The 18,039-nt window shown below is 53.8% G+C and carries 17 protein-coding genes; 12 read left to right on the forward strand and 5 right to left on the reverse strand.

Annotation, left to right across the window (positions count from 1 at the left end):
- The first annotated feature begins 14 nt into the window (after positions 1–14).
- The 3 genes from queG to RDV48_04665 all read left to right on the forward strand — a co-directional run bounded on the left by queG (position 15) and on the right by RDV48_04665 (position 4,650).
- Positions 15–1,313 carry a tRNA epoxyqueuosine(34) reductase QueG gene (gene queG / locus RDV48_04655; protein MDQ7822065.1) on the forward strand — a complete coding sequence of 433 codons (1,299 nt, stop codon included), beginning with the start codon at positions 15–17 and terminating at the stop codon, positions 1,311–1,313.
- Positions 1,314–1,407: 94 nt separating this feature from the next.
- Positions 1,408–3,444 (forward strand): S9 family peptidase, encoded by a 2,037-nt coding sequence (locus RDV48_04660; GenBank protein ID MDQ7822066.1) that lies wholly within the window; start codon positions 1,408–1,410, stop codon positions 3,442–3,444.
- Positions 3,445–3,558: 114 nt separating this feature from the next.
- Positions 3,559–4,650 carry a hypothetical protein gene (locus RDV48_04665; GenBank protein ID MDQ7822067.1) on the forward strand — a complete coding sequence of 364 codons (1,092 nt, stop codon included), beginning with the start codon at positions 3,559–3,561 and terminating at the stop codon, positions 4,648–4,650.
- A 27-nt stretch (positions 4,651–4,677) separates the two neighbouring features.
- Here the strand turns inward: RDV48_04665 and RDV48_04670 are convergent, their stop codons facing one another.
- Positions 4,678–6,675 carry a PEGA domain-containing protein gene (locus RDV48_04670; GenBank protein ID MDQ7822068.1) on the reverse strand — a complete coding sequence of 666 codons (1,998 nt, stop codon included), beginning with the start codon at positions 6,673–6,675 and terminating at the stop codon, positions 4,678–4,680.
- A 173-nt stretch (positions 6,676–6,848) separates the two neighbouring features.
- On the opposite strand from RDV48_04670, the gene RDV48_04675 reads away from it, so the two are divergent.
- On the forward strand, positions 6,849–7,250 hold the full coding sequence (locus RDV48_04675) for a hypothetical protein (protein MDQ7822069.1): 402 nt from the start codon (positions 6,849–6,851) through the stop codon (positions 7,248–7,250).
- Here the strand turns inward: RDV48_04675 and RDV48_04680 are convergent.
- The 4 genes from RDV48_04680 to RDV48_04695 all read right to left on the reverse strand — a co-directional run bounded on the left by RDV48_04680 (position 7,247) and on the right by RDV48_04695 (position 12,123).
- Positions 7,247–9,178 (reverse strand): tetratricopeptide repeat protein, encoded by a 1,932-nt coding sequence (locus RDV48_04680; GenBank protein ID MDQ7822070.1) that lies wholly within the window; start codon positions 9,176–9,178, stop codon positions 7,247–7,249. The genes RDV48_04675 and RDV48_04680 overlap by 4 nt on opposite strands.
- 70 nt (positions 9,179–9,248) lie before the next feature.
- On the reverse strand, positions 9,249–9,704 hold the full coding sequence (locus RDV48_04685; GenBank protein ID MDQ7822071.1) for a CarD family transcriptional regulator: 456 nt from the start codon (positions 9,702–9,704) through the stop codon (positions 9,249–9,251).
- A gap of 161 nt (positions 9,705–9,865) precedes the next feature.
- Positions 9,866–10,816 (reverse strand): carbohydrate kinase family protein, encoded by a 951-nt coding sequence (locus tag RDV48_04690; protein ID MDQ7822072.1) that lies wholly within the window; start codon positions 10,814–10,816, stop codon positions 9,866–9,868.
- Between the two features lie 248 nt (positions 10,817–11,064).
- Complete coding sequence (locus RDV48_04695; GenBank protein ID MDQ7822073.1) at positions 11,065–12,123, reverse strand: hypothetical protein; 1,059 nt, start codon at positions 12,121–12,123, stop codon at positions 11,065–11,067.
- A gap of 288 nt (positions 12,124–12,411) precedes the next feature.
- On the opposite strand from RDV48_04695, the gene mce reads away from it, so the two are divergent.
- From mce to RDV48_04735, 8 genes are read left to right on the forward strand one after another with little or no spacing between them, the layout of a single operon-like run.
- A complete protein-coding gene (mce, locus tag RDV48_04700) occupies positions 12,412–12,819 on the forward strand; it encodes a methylmalonyl-CoA epimerase (protein MDQ7822074.1) in 408 nt (135 codons plus the stop codon).
- Between the two features lie 9 nt (positions 12,820–12,828).
- A complete protein-coding gene (locus RDV48_04705) occupies positions 12,829–13,371 on the forward strand; it encodes a gamma carbonic anhydrase family protein (GenBank protein MDQ7822075.1) in 543 nt (180 codons plus the stop codon).
- Positions 13,368–14,246, forward strand: a complete 879-nt coding sequence (locus RDV48_04710) for a hypothetical protein (protein MDQ7822076.1) — start codon at positions 13,368–13,370, stop codon at positions 14,244–14,246. Before RDV48_04705 ends, RDV48_04710 begins: the two co-directional genes overlap by 4 nt.
- Before the next feature lie 15 nt (positions 14,247–14,261).
- Positions 14,262–15,107, forward strand: coding sequence for a fumarate hydratase (locus RDV48_04715; protein MDQ7822077.1), 846 nt, complete (start codon positions 14,262–14,264; stop codon positions 15,105–15,107).
- A gap of 11 nt (positions 15,108–15,118) precedes the next feature.
- Positions 15,119–15,679 (forward strand): Fe-S-containing hydro-lyase, encoded by a 561-nt coding sequence (locus RDV48_04720; protein ID MDQ7822078.1) that lies wholly within the window; start codon positions 15,119–15,121, stop codon positions 15,677–15,679.
- Between the two features lie 17 nt (positions 15,680–15,696).
- Complete coding sequence (locus RDV48_04725; GenBank protein MDQ7822079.1) at positions 15,697–15,969, forward strand: 4Fe-4S binding protein; 273 nt, start codon at positions 15,697–15,699, stop codon at positions 15,967–15,969.
- Between the two features lie 7 nt (positions 15,970–15,976).
- The gene (locus RDV48_04730; GenBank protein ID MDQ7822080.1) at positions 15,977–17,179 is read left to right on the forward strand and encodes a 2-oxoacid:acceptor oxidoreductase subunit alpha; all 1,203 of its coding nucleotides are present in this window, start codon (positions 15,977–15,979) and stop codon (positions 17,177–17,179) included.
- On the forward strand, positions 17,176–18,021 hold the full coding sequence (locus RDV48_04735) for a 2-oxoacid:ferredoxin oxidoreductase subunit beta (GenBank protein MDQ7822081.1): 846 nt from the start codon (positions 17,176–17,178) through the stop codon (positions 18,019–18,021). Before RDV48_04730 ends, RDV48_04735 begins: the two co-directional genes overlap by 4 nt.
- The last annotated feature ends 18 nt before the right edge of the window (positions 18,022–18,039 follow it).

An 18,039-nucleotide genomic window follows, 5' to 3' on the forward strand; every position in this document is an offset into this window, starting at 1 on the left:
GGAGTGAGCATTCAATGCATCGTCCCCATATTATACCACGGCCTGTCAACTATCTCAATACTTTTCATGGCAAGGCTTTTCACTCTCCTGGCAGGGACATGAAGGTGCCGAGGGCCATCACCGTGGGAGGAGAGAAGCGCGCCAGAAGGGTACAATTACAGGATGGAGAAGTGTGCCATGAGAACATTGAGGCGAGGGAGCCCATGACACGACGGGAACTTGAAGAACTTGCGGCACAGCAGGAAATTGAATCGATCGGTGTCGCGCCCTGTGAGCCCCTTGAGGACTGCCGGCAGGAAATCCTGCTGAGACAGGAAAGTGGCCTCATACCGGTCCATGCGAAATGGCACCGTGAAGAGGTCACGCAGTTCTGCAACCCCGAGCATTTCCTGCCCGGCGCGCGCTCGGTGATTGTCGCCACCCTCTGCTATCTCACCGGTGAACAGGAAGAACCGGACTGCTCAGGTACACCCGGGGGGGCAATTGCCCCCTATACCCGTTATAACTTCTACAGGGCCTTGAAGGAGAAGCTGAGAGGCCTCGCGCGGAAGATAAAAAGATACTATCCAGACGCCCGGTCTTACGTCTCATCATGTGGATTCCTGAGGGAGAAGCCTCTTGCGGCTTTATCCGGCATAGGCTTCTATGGATCCCATGGCATCATAATCACAAAAAAATGGGGTTCATGGGTCGTCCTGGGCACCATAGTAACGACACTGGAGCTTGAGCATAATGAACCACTCCCTGACAGCTGCGGCCAATGCTCGATATGCAGAGAAGCCTGCCCGACAGGGGCAATCACGGAACCGGGAGTGCTCCACGAGGGACGGTGCCTTCAATTCTTATCGGAGCATGAGGTGCTCCCCGTAAAATACCGTCAGGCATGGGGAAAACGCCTCTACGGCTGCGCCATATGCCAGGAGGTCTGCCCCCAGAACACCGGCATACCCCATGACGCCGCAAAGCCTCCCTTCGGGGCCTTAGGCCCCAGTGTGCCGCTTATTCCACTCCTCTCGATTGACGAAGAGACCATGAAGGAACAGTTCAAGGGAAACCAGCTCGGCGCCCGGTGGCTTTCGGGCTGGTCCCTCAAGAAAAATGCCGCCGTCGCTCTCGGCAACTGGCAGGACCCGGCGGCAGTGAAGCCCCTTGGAGAGCTTCTTTTCAACGGGCCTCTCCACATAAGCGAGCATGCCGCCTGGGCTCTTTCCAGAATCGGCGGCAGGGAGGCCCGGGCGCTCCTTGAGAGAGCACTGGCTTCTCCGTCACTGGGAGCCCTTAAAGGTACCATCAGAACCCATATGGAATTCTGAGGCAGAGGCCCCTTCACAGGATATGAGAGGATTTTCACCCATGACGGGGAACAAGACTCTTTAAAGCACCACCATCCACGGGAGGAATCACGAAATGAAAAAAGGAGCCTTCATCTTTCTTCTCATTGCAGCACTCTTCTTGCCTGGAGCCCCTGCACAAGGCGCCGACAGGGAATATACCTTCAGGGACTTTATCGGCACCCAGTGGGTGAAAGACCCGCAGGTATCGCCCTCAGGGGACAGAATTGTCTTTGTCCTCGAGAAAAAAAACCTCAGCGAGAATACCGTCACCTCACGCCTCATGGTGCTCGATATAAAAAGCCGATCGATTACAGGCCTCACCGCGGGAAAAGGGAAGGACAGCCATCCCCGGTGGTCGCCCGATGGCGCGAAAATTGCCTTTACCTCGACATTTGAGGGGGACACGCAGGTATGGGTCATCGCCTCTTCAGGCGGCGAGGCGAAAAAGATAACCGCCCTAGCCGCCGGGGCCTCAGATGCCGAGTGGTCACCTGACGGAAAGACGCTCCTCTTGGTCTCTGACCGGTACCAGGGATGCAAGACAGAGCGAGAGAACAAAAAACGCGTGCTCCAGGAAGAGAAAAGCAAAGTGAAGGCAAAAATCTTCACCGATCTCCCATACCAGGTCTTCGATCACTGGCGCGACAACAGGAACAGCCATCTCTTCACCATTCCGGCGGGGGGCGGAGAAGCCCTTGACCTCACGCCGGGAGCCTTCGACATTCCTCCCATTGATCTCGGAGGAACACAGGATTACTGCTTCTCTCCTGACTCCAAGGAGATCTGCTATGTGACCAACACCGATAAAAACCTGGCCTGGAGCACCAACAATGATCTCTTCATCATCCCCGCCAAGGGAGGAGCCCCCCAGAGAATCACCGCAGGGAAGGGCTGCGACTGCAACCCCCGGTATTCGCCTGACGGCACCTCCATAGCCTACACTTCTATGATAAGGCCCGGCTTCGAGGCTGACAGGAGAATAGTCATGCTCTATGACAGGAAAAAGGGAACCCACGAGGCTCTCAGCGACTCACTTGACAGGACTATCGACGACCTCCAGTGGGCACCCGACAGCTCTGCCATTTACTGCAGCGCTGAAGATGAGGGTTACAAGTCAATTTACCGCATTGAGAGAGCCTCGAAAGAGATCCGGAAGCTCACCGGGAAGTCATTCAACACCAGCCCAAAAGTGAGCCCCGACGGCAGCACCCTCTATTTTCTGAGCGAGCGCATGACGAGCCCCCCGGAGCTCCAGAGCTTCGACACAACGACTGGAGTCATGGAGAAACTCACCGATTTCAACAGGAATTTCGCCTCCCTTGCAATGAACCCCGCAGAGGAGTTCTCCTTCAAGTCAAGCGACGGCCTCAGCATCCATGGGTTCCTGGTAAAGCCGCCCCACTTTGACCCTCAGAAGAAATACCCCCTGGTCTACCTTATCCATGGAGGCCCCCAGGGGGCATGGAGCGATGATTTTCACCCTCGCTGGAATACGGAGCTCTTCGCCGCATCAGGCTACGTGGTGGCCGCCGTCAATTTCAGGGGGAGCGTGGGATACGGCCAGAAATTTACCGACATGGTGTCAAAAGACTGGGGAGGGAAGCCTTATCAGGATCTGATGGAAGGCCTCGAATACCTTATCACTGCCTTTCCCTTCATCAACAAGGAGCGGATGAGCTGTATCGGCGCCTCTTATGGCGGTTATATGGTAAACTGGATGATGGGCCACACCGACTGTTTCCGCGCCGCAATCTGCCACTCGGGCGTCTTCAATACCCTGAGCGAATACGGTACCACCGAAGAGCTCTGGTTCCCCGAGTGGGAGTTCAAGGGGACTCCTTATGATAACCGGGAGCTCTATGAAAAGTGGAATCCCCTCAATTACGTGGATAATTTCAAGACCCCTTGCCTGGTGGTCCACGGAGCCCAGGACTTCAGGGTCCCTGTCTCCGAGGGGCAGCAGCTCTTCACGGCGCTCCGCAGAAACGGAGTCCCTGCGAAATTTCTTTACTTTCCCGATGAGTGCCACTTCGTGAGGAAACCCCAGAACCTGGAGCTCTGGTACCGTACCATGCTTGAATGGCTCGCCACCTGGCTGAAAGGGCAATAGAGAGACAGGGGCAAAAGCAATGAATGATGCTTGCAGGAATGGAAGATAGAACTCTAGAAACTCCTTGGGAAGGACAAGCATCCTTTCACCCCAGAAAAGAGGAGACGAGAGCCCATGAGTGCGTTATTTCAGAGGAACATCGACAGAGACGGCGAGTACAAAAAACTCCATGGGAGAAAAATTGATCTTGCAGCAGCTCTCGGCATCACACTGGAACGAAGGGTTATTGACGCCAACCGTTATGAAGAGAAGGGGAAGGAAGGCACCTTTGAAATCACTTTCTACAGTGAGGGTGAAGGCTCGCCTGCCAAACGCAAGCAGGGCTATTTCGAAGTGCTGAAGCTGAATCTCACCAGGTTCTCTCCGAAAACCGGAGATTTTGAAGAGTCCATAAGCCTCAACTATGAAAACTCCGAGATGTACACCTCCTTCAGGGACAGGGATTTCTGGCTGGAATATGCAGGCACCGATCTTCCGGGCCTCAAGGACAAATTTGGCAAATTCCGGGACTCCCAGGGAGAATCACTTGCCGAACACGTGCTGAGGGAGTTTGCCCGCGTTGCTGAGAGGGCTACGAAGCTCCCCGGGCAGGAAGTGATCCTCTTTTCCACTCTCAATACCTCTCTGGACGGCATAGAAGAGCTGATGCACCAGGTACTCACAGGAAATTTCTCTAAAAAGCTTGTTATCCCTGAGCGGAAAGAGCAGCCGCCACCACCACCACCGGCAAAAGTGGAAAAGCCGGCACCATCGCAAGAGCCACCGCCGGCAAAGGCCGAGCCAAAGCCGGAGCCGAAACCAGAGCCCAAGGCAGAGCAGAAGCAAGAGCCTGGTGACGCCGGCATGGCACTTCTGCTGCAGCAGAAGTATGAAGAAGCCGTTGATTTTTACAAGACGAAAGCCAAAAAAAGCCCTAAGGATCCAGGTGGCTGGTTTGGCCTCACGGCGTGCCTTTTCCTCACCGGTGACATCAAGAAATGCACCCTCTATTACAACAAGTGCCTTGAAATAGATCCCTCGTACGAGATTTTTTCACAGCTCGTGAAGCTTGCCCCCGATGACGAGACGAAGCTGCTGGATCTTGCCGAGCGCTTCATAGACATCGAAATGCAGACCGAAGCAAAAAAATACCTGGAGTTTCTCGATAAAAAGACGCTTCAGGACAAGTCCAGGAAAAAGCTGGAGAGCCTTCAGAAGAAGCTGTGACCGCCGTTTTGGCCCTCTGAGATCTCATCACAGGTTCTTCTTCACCCACTGAGGGGCATCTATTCTCCCTTTATGTATCACAAACGAGCCCTGGGAGGTCACCCTCCTGCTGTTTCCGCAGACATAGACGAGCTCCCGGTAGCCGAAATCATCGATTCTTATGGTTGAGATGCCCAGAAGCTCCCCCTCTCCTATACCTTCCTTGAGGGGATCCTTGAGGGCAATGACCCGGTATGAGCCTCCATCGTTCTTTACCGCGAAAAGATGAATAGGATAGCCATCCTTTCCTTTCCGCAGCATATGCTTGAGAGCCACCACCATCTCCAGGGCGCCGTCATTATCAATGTCTTCATAAAGGGTCTCCAGGACCTTCCATTGCTTCCCGGGGAACCTCTCACCAAGGGGAAACTGATAAAAATCGGGACTGATAAAGGCCCTCGAAGAGCCGGCACGGGAGAAGCCGGCGCTCAATGAAGCACTCTGGGGCCGGGGAGGGGAAGGAGGACGGGGCGGGGGTGAGGGCAGTCTCACCTGCTCCTGGCGGAACTCACCTTCCAGGGGGGTAATCTCCCTTCTCCACTCCCTCCCGTCATGGGATGCGACTGTCACGGCGATTTTCTTCCCGGGTACCACACGGACCTTTTGAGGAAGCTCTCCCTTGTAAAGGCCATTGAAAAAAAGCGCCGTGCCTTCATCGGACTTGAAGGAGAGAATCGCCTCCCTTACAGGCTTGATGGCAAGCTCAGCCACTTCTCCGGCAGAGAAGGAAAGCCGCTGCTTCCAGGGCACGCAGTTTTTTGCACGAACCTCTATGGTATGAATGCCCGGCGAAACGGTTATAACCGCAAGAGGGAGGGTCCCCCTCAGCCTGCCATCCAGAAAGACCTTTGAGCCGGCCTCACCGTCGAGCTGCAATGCAGCCGACCTTGAGTCGCCAAGCACATAAAGAGTGGCCCTTTCTCCCCAGTTCACCTCTACGGGGAAGATTCTGCCCCCTCCGGCGCTTGAAAAATCCGCCACCCCTACTTCATGCCGCCCCTCCTTTACTTTCTCCAGCAGTGCAGGCGTCACCATTCCCGTATCCTTCCCATCGACCATGACAGGGGCACCGGGGGGAATTGATTTCACAAGCATCTCGCCCTGCCTCTCCAGGTGAAACATGTAAGAGGTCTCTCTGCCGGGCACTACGGTAAGTGAATAAAGGGCATCAGCGCCGCCGCAGTGCTCCAGGACAAAATGCACCTTATATGAGCCTGCGGGAAGGGAGGGGATTTCGAGGGGCGTCCTGGCCATAGGATACTGGCCGTCAAGAAAAATAACAGATGCTCCCGGCGGGTCGGTGGTGATGGAAAGGGCTCCCGTGGCAGCAGGAGCCTCAGCTTCCGGCCTTGCGGGCCTGTAGCCTTTTACAAACCCCGCCAGTATGAGGGCTGCCGCAAGAATCAGAAGGGAGGCACCGAGAAGGGCATACCTCCTCACTCCGCGGGGGGATTCCCCCCGGGAATCCCGGGACTTGACTCTCTTTTTGCGGCATGCGCTGCAGTAGGGCCTCTTATCAGGGACGGGAGCGCCGCATTCCGTGCATATATTATGGGAAGCTGCCTGGGCACCGGAAGGCTCAAGGCCCGCCTTCACTCTTTGAAGCTTCTGGAGCTTCTCCTCCAGGGAATCCTCAAGGGCTCCCTTCTCAGGAGAAGGGCGGTAATGAGCCCTTACCTCGAGAGGAAGGTCTCCTGCTTCATTGGCTCCGCGATAGCGAAAATGAAGCAGAGTCTCCATGTCACCGGGCTTCTCCCCCGATGGCTCGACCCTGATGGTGACCATGGCGGGAACAGGGGGCGAAACGGAAAAACGGGGGGGCGTGACGGAGAGCCAGGGGGCTTCGCTTTGCACCTCCACGTCAATCTCATTGCCGTCTTCGAGTGCCACCACGGCGAGGTTCACCAGGCAGCCACCTTCAAAAACCTCTTTTAATTCAAGGATTTTTACCTGCTGCCCCAGAACCTCTATGGCTATCCGCTCCATAACCGCTCACTCATCCCGGCGCAATACTGACGCACGTTATGTTCCCGAGTATATTCCTGATTATTTCTGGAGACGCACCAAGATACCTTTTCTCAAGAGAGGATTATCTTTACTGATCGCAAAATAATAGTAACCTTAGCGATAAGTGAAAGTCATGCAAGGAGAACCAGTCCATGGATTTTGAAACCTTTGTCAAGAAAGCCGCTGCCCTTATTCCCTGCGCCGTAAGGCATGAGCCTGAGAATGAAGAGCTTCACCTGAGTTTAAAGGTGAAAGAGGACAGGAAACAGATCGTGCGGGCCTACCAGTTCGAGGAATCAGGGAAGGTAATGGTGAGGTTTTATACCGTAATCGGCAAAGCCGATGCTTTTTCTGAAAAGCAGCTCCTCTCCCTTCTGGAGCTCAACTTCAGTCTTCTCCAGGGCGCCTTCGCCCTTTATGCCGGGGAGATCATCATCACAGAAACAATCCCTCTCGAGGAATCAAGGGTGGGCGACGCCGTGCAGATACTCCACTATATTGCCCAGATGGCCGATTCATACGAGAAGATGACCCTGGGGCTCGACAAGAACTAGGCGCCTGCCTTTGCCTTTTCGCTGAGGAGCTTTATCTTCTCCCTGAGGGGTGGCGTGGAGAGGCTGAGAGGCTCAAGCATAATGAAGCGGCTGAACAATTCAATTGCCTTGTCGTATTCGCCAAACTTCTCGGCAAGCACACCCTCTCCGCGCACCGCCTCCGAGTCCATGGCGTTGTATTTCATGGCCTGCGCATAAGCATCCCGCGCTTTTTCAAACTGCCCCAGCAGGGAGCTCATGTCTCCCAGGAGGCTCCAGAGATCTGACGCGGAAGGGGCGCACTTAAGCATCCTTTCGACACGGGCGATCAGCTCATCACCGGCAGCTTTTGCCTCCCGCACTTTCCCCTGAAGGAAAAGAAGCTTTATCCTCCTGAACTCCATGTTCAGAAGCTCAGGCGAGCTCTCTATGGCTTCATCCATCACCTTGAGGGCCTCGTCAATCTTTTTTGTCTTCATCTTTGCAGTGGCCAGGACCACGTAGAGCTGCTCATGGGCTTCCTTGGTGATATGAGGGCACTCAAGGCCCTTGATTGCAGTCTCCTCGGCCTCTTGCCACCTGCTCCTCCTCACATGATACTCTGAGAGGGCCAGGTAATTACGGCCGTCCCTTGGTGACATTTCAAGGGCCGTGTGATAGGAGGAGAGAGCCTCCTGGTCTTCCCCACTGGCCTCGAGAACGATGCCTATGTAGCGCGCATTGGAGCTTTCCTCTCTCCGGTAAAGCGAGAGGGCTTCCTCAAACCTTGCCAGGCGATAATACAGGTCTGCCAGGCAAAGCTCCAGGGCGCGGTGGTATTTCATCCTGCTTGCCAGGTCATCTTCGCCGGGCAGGATGGAAAGGTAATACTCTATTGCCTCCTGGGAGCGGTTGAGCCTCACCAGGATCCTTCCAAGCTCATAGAGGGCCTGGACATTCTTGGGATCAGCATCTATGGCGTTCTTCAGGGAGCCTATGGAGTCTTCGAAAAAGCCGCCCTGTATCTGCTGAAGGGCAAGCTGGAGCCATCCATTGCTATCAGCGGTATTCTTTGCCAGGAATTCCTTGTAATCATCGATAAGCTCTCTGTTGAGCTTTTTCCACTTCTCGTCGAGCCCCTCGCGGGCGTATATCCTGAGAAGCTCTCCCTTCCACTGCCTGAAGCCGGAGCTTTCCTTCGCTTCACGAAGAGCGATCAGCTTTTCAAAAAATGATATGGCGCTCTCATTCTCTCTTCCTATTCTCGCAAGCCGTGCCGTCCCTTCCAGCATCGCAATGCTCTGCGGCCTCAGCGCAAGTGCCTTTTTCGCAATTTCAATGCCGAACTTGACGATATCGGCGCGCTTCTCCTTGGGAAAGCCCACGCCCTGCATCTCCTGGAAAAAGGTATGCCCCAGCAGATCGTCCACTTCAGGCTGGAGCGCAAAGGCTTTTTGATAAGCCTTCTCAGCCTCGGCGAATCTGAAGGATCTCACATAGGCAATGGCCAGGCGCTTTATGGTATAGGCATCTTCCGGTTTGAGCTCTGCCACCTTCTGTCTCCACTTGAGAGCCTGCTCATACTTGAAATGCTCCTCCCAATGCTCTGCAAGCTTCGTGGCGAAAAAGTGATTCTGTGAAATGGCGATAGCTTCTTCCAGCGCTTTTACCAGGGCTTCCTTGTCGCCGGCTCTCTTTAAAATCTGGTATTTCTTGATATGGAGCTCGTCATTGCGGGGATCCTGGCCAAGAGCCTCCTCAACCTCCTGGAGGGCTCCCTCCAGATCCTCGCCTATGTCACCGAGAATGCGCTTCGCGGTTGCCGCCTCTTCATCGTCCTGCGCTTCTCCGCGGGCGCCCATGACCTTTTTCTTGAGAAACCCCTTCTGTTCCAGCCCCCCTTTTCCCATGACGGGCTTTTCCGGGGAGCCGCCGGGGCCTCGGGATGAAAATCCTTTTGAATCTTTCATAGGATTAGCCTCGCTTCAGCCTTTTTCTCTCTTTAGCATAGGACAAGGTCATCTACCGCGTGATCACCTGCTATTTGCAGCTTGCCTCTACCATCATCTCGGCATCTTCCTGGGAAATACTTGAAACATAGCCGAATTCCATTGCCAGCATCTTTTTTGACTGCTTGAGCATATTCATCTCTTTAGGAGTGAGCTTCTTATCCCGGGAAAGGGACGTGAGGTCCTTTATCACCTCAGCAAGCTGGTAGACATCAGAGCTTTTAATCTTCTTGAGATTGATATTATATCGCTCCGAAGACTTTGCAGGAAGCTCGCTCTTGCAGTGCTTGAGAAAATCAAGAACGCGGGGAATCTCCTCCTTGGCGAGAAGGCTTCTGATCAGGTTATTCTTCTGTTCAAGGTTGACCATTATCTTCAGCCTGTCGTTCTGAAAGGAGATAACGGCGAACTTGTTTACTTTTCCAAGAATTTCCTTTTCTTCTACCTTCTCCACGGTGCCTATGCCATAGAGGGGATGCATCACCATCTGACCGCTCCCCAGTACAAGAGCTGGTATAGCAGACTCTCTCTCTGCTGCGGACTTTACTTCCTCACCACCAAGACTTGCGTTTTTGGGACCCTTTACCGCCATACTATATGATTCATCTCCCTGTTGAGAAAATCCTCTCACATGGTAGCCTCTTTGAGTTATTTGACCTGATGGCCCGCTCTCGCCTTATTCACCACTTCTTTCACCGCATCAACAGTCAGCCTGGGATAGACAGCACAACTGGTGTTAAGGGTAAGCGTCGCTGCTCCGATTCCGAATTTCACGGCATCCAGAAAGGAATACTTGTTGAGAAAGGCTGTTACCACCCCTGCCACGAGGGCGTCACCGGCCCCCACCGAGTCCACGACTACCGTGGAAATTGAAGAGACAAAATCACTGAAATCCCGGGAGGCGCAGTAAACGCCTTCGGGACCAAGGGTGATAATGACGAAGTGGACTCCCCGCCCCACAAGTTCATCACCGGCACGCTTGATGTCATCCTCATTGATTATCTGGCGGCCCACCAGCACTTCCACTTCCTCACGGTTCGGCGTAATAAGAGTCATTTCATTGAGATAGGGGACCATCACCTGCGCCTTGGCAGGCGAGACAGGCTCAACGCAGGCCGGTATGCCCTTCTCCTTCGCCATCTTAAGGCAAAGAGAGAGGGTATTTTCCGGAACATCGGCATCTATCACCATGTACGAGGCTTCATCGAATACTTCCTTGTGGGCCATCACATAGGAAGGGGTGATCTCCGTGAGGATTGTCATGTCGGAAATGCTGGACTCCAGTTCGCCACGGGAGTTGATTACGGCCATGAATATCCCCGAATGAAGCTCCTCTGAGACAAGAATTCTCGACGTGTCAACGCCCGCTTCCTGTGATACCCTCAGTATCATCTCAGAAAGCCCTTCTTTCCCTATTGCGGAAAGCAGGATGGTATGAATGCCGAGCCTGGAGAGGTTTTCCGCAATATTCCTCCCCACTCCCCCTGCAGTGATCTCCACCCGGCCGGGATTCTTCAGCCGGGTATATACTGCGCTGATACTTCTTCCCTTGATATCTACATTGGATGCCCCGAGGACCACTACTTTTTCATCTGCCACGCCACTTGCTCCTTCACAAAAATTCTGGAGGTCACGAAAAACCAAGAAAGGGGATCGGTAAGAAAACTCACTTTACTAAAAGGGCTGTTCTTATCACTAATTTCGATAAATACCACTATTATCCTGCCACCGGTATTGACAAAAGGTAGGGCAATGCCATCGAAACGGCTTTATAATTGCTTTTCCGCACTCATGCGCCTTATAGCGCCATGCGACACGACAGATAAGCACCTGAATCCCAGGAGCCATCAGTAGTTTCTTTGGATGGGCCTCACATGATCTATCTTTTTCCTGGAAGTCTTTGGAAAGATATCGCTGTGAATAAGCTTATCTCTGTAAGTGAGGACAGCCCCTGATACTGCTGAGCCCTCAAAGGTGTAGAGCTTTCCCTCACCGGGCGGATCTGACGGGGAGGCCTCTGAAGAGGCGGCCTTGTCGAGAAGTGACTGTGCCTCATGCCTGGCAACGTCTGCAGACTCAGAGCTGCGGCTTACTGCCTCAAGCAGATATGACTTGAGAAGCTTTGGCCACAGGGAGCGCAGAAGTTCATGAGAGCCAAAAAGGTCTGCACAGAGCACTTCATCACCTATGGCCACCACGACACCGACAGCACGGGGCTCTTTCCCGGGAAGACCATAGAGAGCAGAATAGAGGTCATCTATGCCTTTTTCGACAGCGGGAGCCCTGTAAGTCTCATTGAGGGCTTTTGTGCCCGAGCTGTAGCCGAGGGAGCTCTGGGTCTTTGCCACCGCTTCCCAGACCCCCGATTGCGCCTGAGAGGCCCTGGCTTCCTGGCGCACCGCGATATTGGACGCGGTCCTGTTGGAAGAGAACTTATCGGACTTGTACGTCCAGCGGTCGGCCTCCACGCAGAAAGCATTCACCATAATCCTGCCGCTCCGGGGAGGGATAAGCACGTCATCCTTCAGTATCCTGTCCTGCTTGCTGCCCGTGAGAATCTCGCCCGCCATGATAAAGACCCACCGCGAGGAATCATTTTTCACCATAATCTTGTTCACATCTTCGGGTTTGAGCTCCGTCACGGCAAGCCACCCCTTTTCCATTGCCTCATCAAGCGTCACAAGGGTCTCATCCATGCGGGAGGGCTGCTGCCTTATCACCGGGTAGAGGGCAATGTTCCCTTTCTTCATGGGCTCTCCAAGCGAGAAAGACTTGAGGACTTCTCTGAGAGGATTTGAGGAGCCATATTCCTTGGCCGTCACCGCACTCCCCGATCCTATGAGCATTACAAGCACCGCCATGATAAAAAACCTCTGTGCCTCAAGAAAGCGCTTCCCACCTGTCATAATTCCCTCCTCATAGTAGCCAAAATGGCCCGCAAGACCCTCCATCCGATGAAAACGTAGGGCTTCCGGGGCTTCTTACTTGATATAGCATGGCCGGCCATGTTTTATTCCCTTCAGAGACATTTTCATGGCAGGAAAAGCCGAAAGAAGGAAAAAATGGCCCTGTGGAGAAAGGAATGGCGAATTCCCGCTTTACAGAGCCTGTGCCTTCATCGGCGCAATCTTTGATATCCTGAGACAATCACTGCCGCATGCCCTTGGAAATTCCGCGGTAAAGGAGATCACACCATGATAACCGGTATCAATCACCTGGGAATCGCCACGAACAACGTGCAGGAGATAAGGGAGCTTTACAGGAAATTGCTCCCTCTATCCCCGGTCCACGAGGAGACAATAGAAGAGCAGGGCGTAAAAGTGGCAAGCTTCATGGTGGGAGGCACCCACCTTGAGTTTATGGAACCACTGGGGCCTGAGAGCCCTATCAAGAAGTTCATGGAAAAGCATGGAACGGCCGTCCATCATATTGCCTTTACCACCGACGGCATCACCGGTGAGCTCGAGAGGCTCAAGGAGAAAGGATTCCGGCTGATTGACGAATCCCCCCGAACTGGCTTCGGAGGGAAACAAACCGCCTTTGCCCATCCCAAGAGCACTGGCGGCATACTCATCGAGCTCTGTGAGGAAAACCAGTCCTAGGAGGATTCAGTGCTGTACCCCTTTGAAGAGAAATCACCTCAGGTCCATAAGGATGCATGGATTGCCCCTACGGCGGCAGTCATCGGAGCCGTTGAGGTCGGCCCCGGTTCAAGCATCTGGTTTCACTGCGTTGCCCGCGGCGATGTCAATTACATAAAAATCGGATCCTTCACGAATATCCAGGACGGCACCATAATGCACGGTGCCGATGAATATTCCGTTGAAATCGGTGATTACGTCACCGTAGGCCACGGAGCCCGTCTCCATGGGTGCACCATTGAGGACATGTGCCTTATTGGGATAGGGGCGATCATTCTGAACGGCGCCGTGGTAAGAAAAAACACTATCATTGCCGCAGGCTCCCTTGTGCCCGAGGGGAAAGTGCTCGAGAGCGGCTGGCTCTATAAGGGAATCCCTGCAAAACCCTTCAGGGAGCTCACAGGGGAAGAGCAGGAAAAGAACCGTTACTGGGCAGAGAAATACATGCGTTTTGCCCTGAAATACCAGCAGGGCGACAAGAACCCGCCCTTGCAGGGAGGACTTCCCGCTTGAGGACTTCTGCGGAAAAAGCACTCTCTTCGTGCCCCCTGGCACTCTGGGGGCTTGTCATGCTCTTCATGGTCATGGGAGTTCCGGCCTGCCCGGCCGAAAACCGCCTTATCGTGCCGGGGAAGAGCGTAGGGCCTCTCAGGCTTGATTCCACTATCGAAGAGTGCATCAAGATACTGGGAAATCCCACAGAGACGGAGCAGGCCACTCCTCTCAGCAGCTCGAAGGGTTATTATTTCAATGAGCAGAACCTTGTCCTCTGCGTTGAGAGCAGCAAAATCAGCGGGATAATAGTCAATGACCGTAGCTACCCCACTCTTGAAGGGATACGCGTGGGAAGCTCGCTGCAGGAAATGGAGGCGCGGTATGGCACAAAAGACCGCCACACCTCAGGCTCATCGCTGGTGTACCCCCTGAAAGGCATCGCATTTATTGTCGAAAAGGAACAGATCACCTCCATCTATATCTTCAAGCTTGAAAATGACTCGCTGAGAGGTGACGGCTTGATAATAGCAGGGCAGCGCGCGGGGCATCTCACTCTGGATTCTCCTTATTCGATAGTCGAGAGGGTATGGGGACCCAGTGACTCCTCGATAAAGCTTCTCATTCCCCGGGGAAGCGTGATGCACCTCTTTGCCAGCAGGAAAGGGGTCCTTATCATCACATTCCGGAGCAGAATCGACAGCGTCACCATAATGACCTCCCTTTACAGAACTCCCGAGGGGCTCCAGGTGGGCTCACTGGAACAAGAAGTGAAAACCCTGTATGGCCAGCCCGCCGTGGCAGGCTCCTACTATTCCTATCCTGAAAAAGGCATCAGTTTCAAAATTACCGGCAAGAAGGTGGAAGAGATATCCATCACAAAACCACGGAAATAAAGGAGAAAAAGCCCTATGAGAGAGCTTCACAGAGATGAAATCGCAAGGGCCGTCGCCTCGCTATGCGAGCCTGCCTGCCTGGAACTTCCACCCGACGTGGAGAAGAGCCTTAAGACCGCCCTGGACACTGAAAAATCGCCCGCAGGCAAAGAGGCACTCGAGCTCATCAACGAAAACATAGTAATAAGCAGGGAGGAAAAGATCCCTCTCTGCCAGGACTGCGGATTTGCCGTCCTTTTCCTTGAACTGGGGCAGGAACTTCACATTGTCGGCGGCTCCCTCACTGAAGCCCTCAACGAGGGTATAGCGAAGGGCTATACCGAGGGATATCTCAGGAAATCAATTGTGAGCGATCCACTTTTTGGGAGAAAAAACACCACCGACAACACCCCGCCGGTGGTACATATTGACGTGGTTCCCGGTGACAGGCTCAAGATCGTCCTGGCGCCCAAAGGGGGAGGCAGCGAAAACATGAGTGCCCTCGCCATGCTGAAACCAGCCCAGGGTGTTGAGGGAGTAAAAGCATTCGTGAGGGAGACTGTGGAGAGAGCCGGATCAAATCCCTGCCCACCAATCATTGTTGGCATAGGGATAGGCGGAACTGCCGATAAGGCAATGGTCCTCGCGAAAAAGGCGCTGCTGCGTCCCATTGGACCATCACATCCCGAAGAGGCTTATGGAGCATTGGAAAAGGAGCTGCTGACTCTTGTTAACAGTCTTGGGATAGGGCCTCAGGGATTTGGAGGCATTGTCACGGCTCTCGCAGTCCATATAGAGACCTTTCCATGCCATATTGCCAGCCTCCCTGTGGCAATCAACCTGCAGTGCCACAGCGCGCGGCACGCCGAAGTAGTTTTATAGAGAGGTGCAAAATGAAAAATCCTTCCACCCGTCTTACCCTTCCCCTTACCCTGGAAGCCGTCAAGGCACTCAGAGCGGGTATGAACGTGACTCTTGAGGGAGAGCTCCTTGTGGCCCGCGATACCGCCCACAAACGGCTCTACGAAGCGCTTGAGAAAAAGGAAAAGCTTCCTGTCTCATTGAAAGATCAGACCATTTATTACATGGGCCCCTCACCAGCGCGCCCCGGGCAGGTGATTGGTGCTGCAGGCCCCACCACTTCAGGGAGAATGGATTTCTACACTCCGCGGCTCCTTGCGGAGGGAGTGCGGGGACTGATTGGAAAGGGAGAGCGCTCAAAAGAGGTAAAGGAAGCGCTTGTCTCTTATCAAGCCATCTATTTTTCGGCGATAGGAGGGATAGGGGCACTTTTGTCAAAAAAGATCAAGGAAGTGAATATTCTCGCCTATGAAGACCTCGGGGCGGAAGCCCTGAGGCTTATACGTGTCAGCGACTTTCCTGCCGTGGTGGTTCTTGACACCTACGGCGGGAATCTCTATGAAGAAGGCCGGAGAAGTTATAAAACACTCTAAGAGAGGGAACCCTGACCATGGGAGACAATGAAACTGCCGGAGAAGCTACTCCTAAGGAAGTAAAGAACATTCTGGAAAACAAGCTTGTCAATCCTGATGCACCTCTTTTCGTTTTCAAGGGGTGGTGCAAAAAATGCGGAATCTGCGTGGGGCTCTGCCCTCATAAGGCCTTTGAATGGGGTGAAGACGGCTATCCCGCCGTTCCCAGCCCGGACAAATGCAGGCGCTGCAACCTCTGCGAATACCGCTGCCCCGATTTTGCCATCACCCTCCTGCAGACAAGAAAGTAGGCACACCATGAAAGAAGTTCTCTTACCTTGTTACGGCACTTCCTGGGTAATAAACGACAGAAACAACGACCTGAGAGAGATTGACTATTTCCCGAGGTTTCTTCAGGGCAACGAGGCATGTGTCGAGGGGGCTCTCATGGCGGGCCTTGACTTTTACGGAGGCTACCCCATCACGCCGTCATCTGAAATAGCGGAGATTCTTTCACGCCGCCTCCCCCAGGACGGCAAGGTATTCATCCAGATGGAAGACGAGATCGCGAGCATCGCCTCCTGTATCGGTGCTTCACTGGGAGGCGCCAAGACCATGACTGCCACAAGCGGACCGGGATTCTCCCTGATGCAGGAAAACATCGGATATGCCGTAATGACTGAAGTTCCCACAGTCATTGTCAATGTGCAGCGCCTGGGTCCTAGCACTGGTGCACCCTCGAGCCCCGCGCAGGGCGACGTCATGCAGGCACGATGGGGCTCCCATGGCGATCATCCCATCCTGGTACTTACCCCTTCCTCCGTGAAGGAAGCTTTCGAGCTTACCGTCCTGGCCTTTAATTTCGCAGAAAAATACCGCACGCCTGTCATTCTCCTCTCAGATGAGGTAGTGGGTCACATGAGGGAGAAAATACTTCTTCCCCCGCGAGAATATCTCACCATCGTCAACAGGAAAGTGCCCGATGAGCGCCCCGCCACTTATTCCCCCTACAGGGACACTGACCACGACGGCGTCCCGGCGCTGGCGAAATTCGGGACTGGCTACCGCTTCCACGTGACAGGCCTTCTCCATGACTACGACGGATTCCCCACGTCAAAGGCAGATGAGATAAACGAATGGTTCGAGAGGGTCTTCCGCAAATTCGAACAGAACATTGAGGATATCTTCCTTTACCGGACCTACCACACCGACGATGCTGAAGTCCTGCTCATCTCTTACGGCATCTCTGCAAGAGCTTCAAGAAGGGCCATGGCAATGGCCAGGGAAAGGGGCATCAAGGCGGGGCTCCTGCAGCTTATCACCCTCTGGCCCCTTAACGAAAAGGTTATCCTTGAACACGCTGCCGGCAAGAAGCTTATTGTGGTCCCTGAGATGAACAGGGGGCAGATGGTGCTTGAGATAGAGAGAATTACCGGAAGGTCGGTGCCCATCAGGAAAGTCAACAGGTACGACTGCCACATGATTGAGCCCGAAGCGATACTGGAGGTTATGAATAAATGAGAGAGAGAAATTCACCGACCATTGTGGACTTCCTGAGAAGCAACAAGAAATTTCCCACAGTGTGGTGCCCGGGATGCGGCATTGGAGTGGTCCTGGGGTCAATCATCAGGGCGGTGCACAGCCTGGGCCTGAACAAGGACTATGTGGCGATGGTGTCAGGAATCGGCTGCTCAGGGAGAATGCCGGTTTATCTTGATTTTCACACCATCCACACCACCCATGGGAGAGCTCTCTCCTACGCCACGGGCCTCAAGCTCGCCCGCCCGGAGATGGAAGTGATAGTAATCCTGGGTGATGGCGACGGCCTTGCCATCGGCGGCAACCATTTCATCCACACGGCGCGGAGAAACATAGAGCTCACTGCCATTGTCATCAATAACAGGATATACGGGATGACGGGGGGACAATACTCACCGGCCACTCCGACGGCGTGCTTCTCGACCACCTCAACTTACGGGAACATAGATCAGCCCTTCGACATCTCCAAGATCGCCGAGGTTGCCGGGGCGGCCTTCGTGGCCCGCAGCACGGTGTACCACGTGATGGAGATGGGAAAATACATTGAAAAGGCCATTGAGAAAAAGGGCTTTTCCGTCGTGGAGGTCATGAGCAACTGCCACACCTACTTCGGGAGAATGAATAACATTAAAAGCCCCATTGATATGCTTACATGGTTTAAGGACAATACCACGATTGCCACCGGTGAAGGCGAGGGAGCCGATGCTTCAGGAAAGCTGAAAAGAGGAATCTTTGTTGACAAGGACGTAAAGGGTTTCATTGAAGAGTACCAGAATGTGATCGTGAGAGCACGGCGCCAGAAGAAATACAGAAAGATATCGTGACGCCTCATGGCTTTTATG

It is taken from the genome of Candidatus Eremiobacterota bacterium (assembly GCA_031082125.1).
Lineage (GTDB): Bacteria > Vulcanimicrobiota > CADAWZ01 > CADAWZ01 > Ess09-12 > Ess09-12.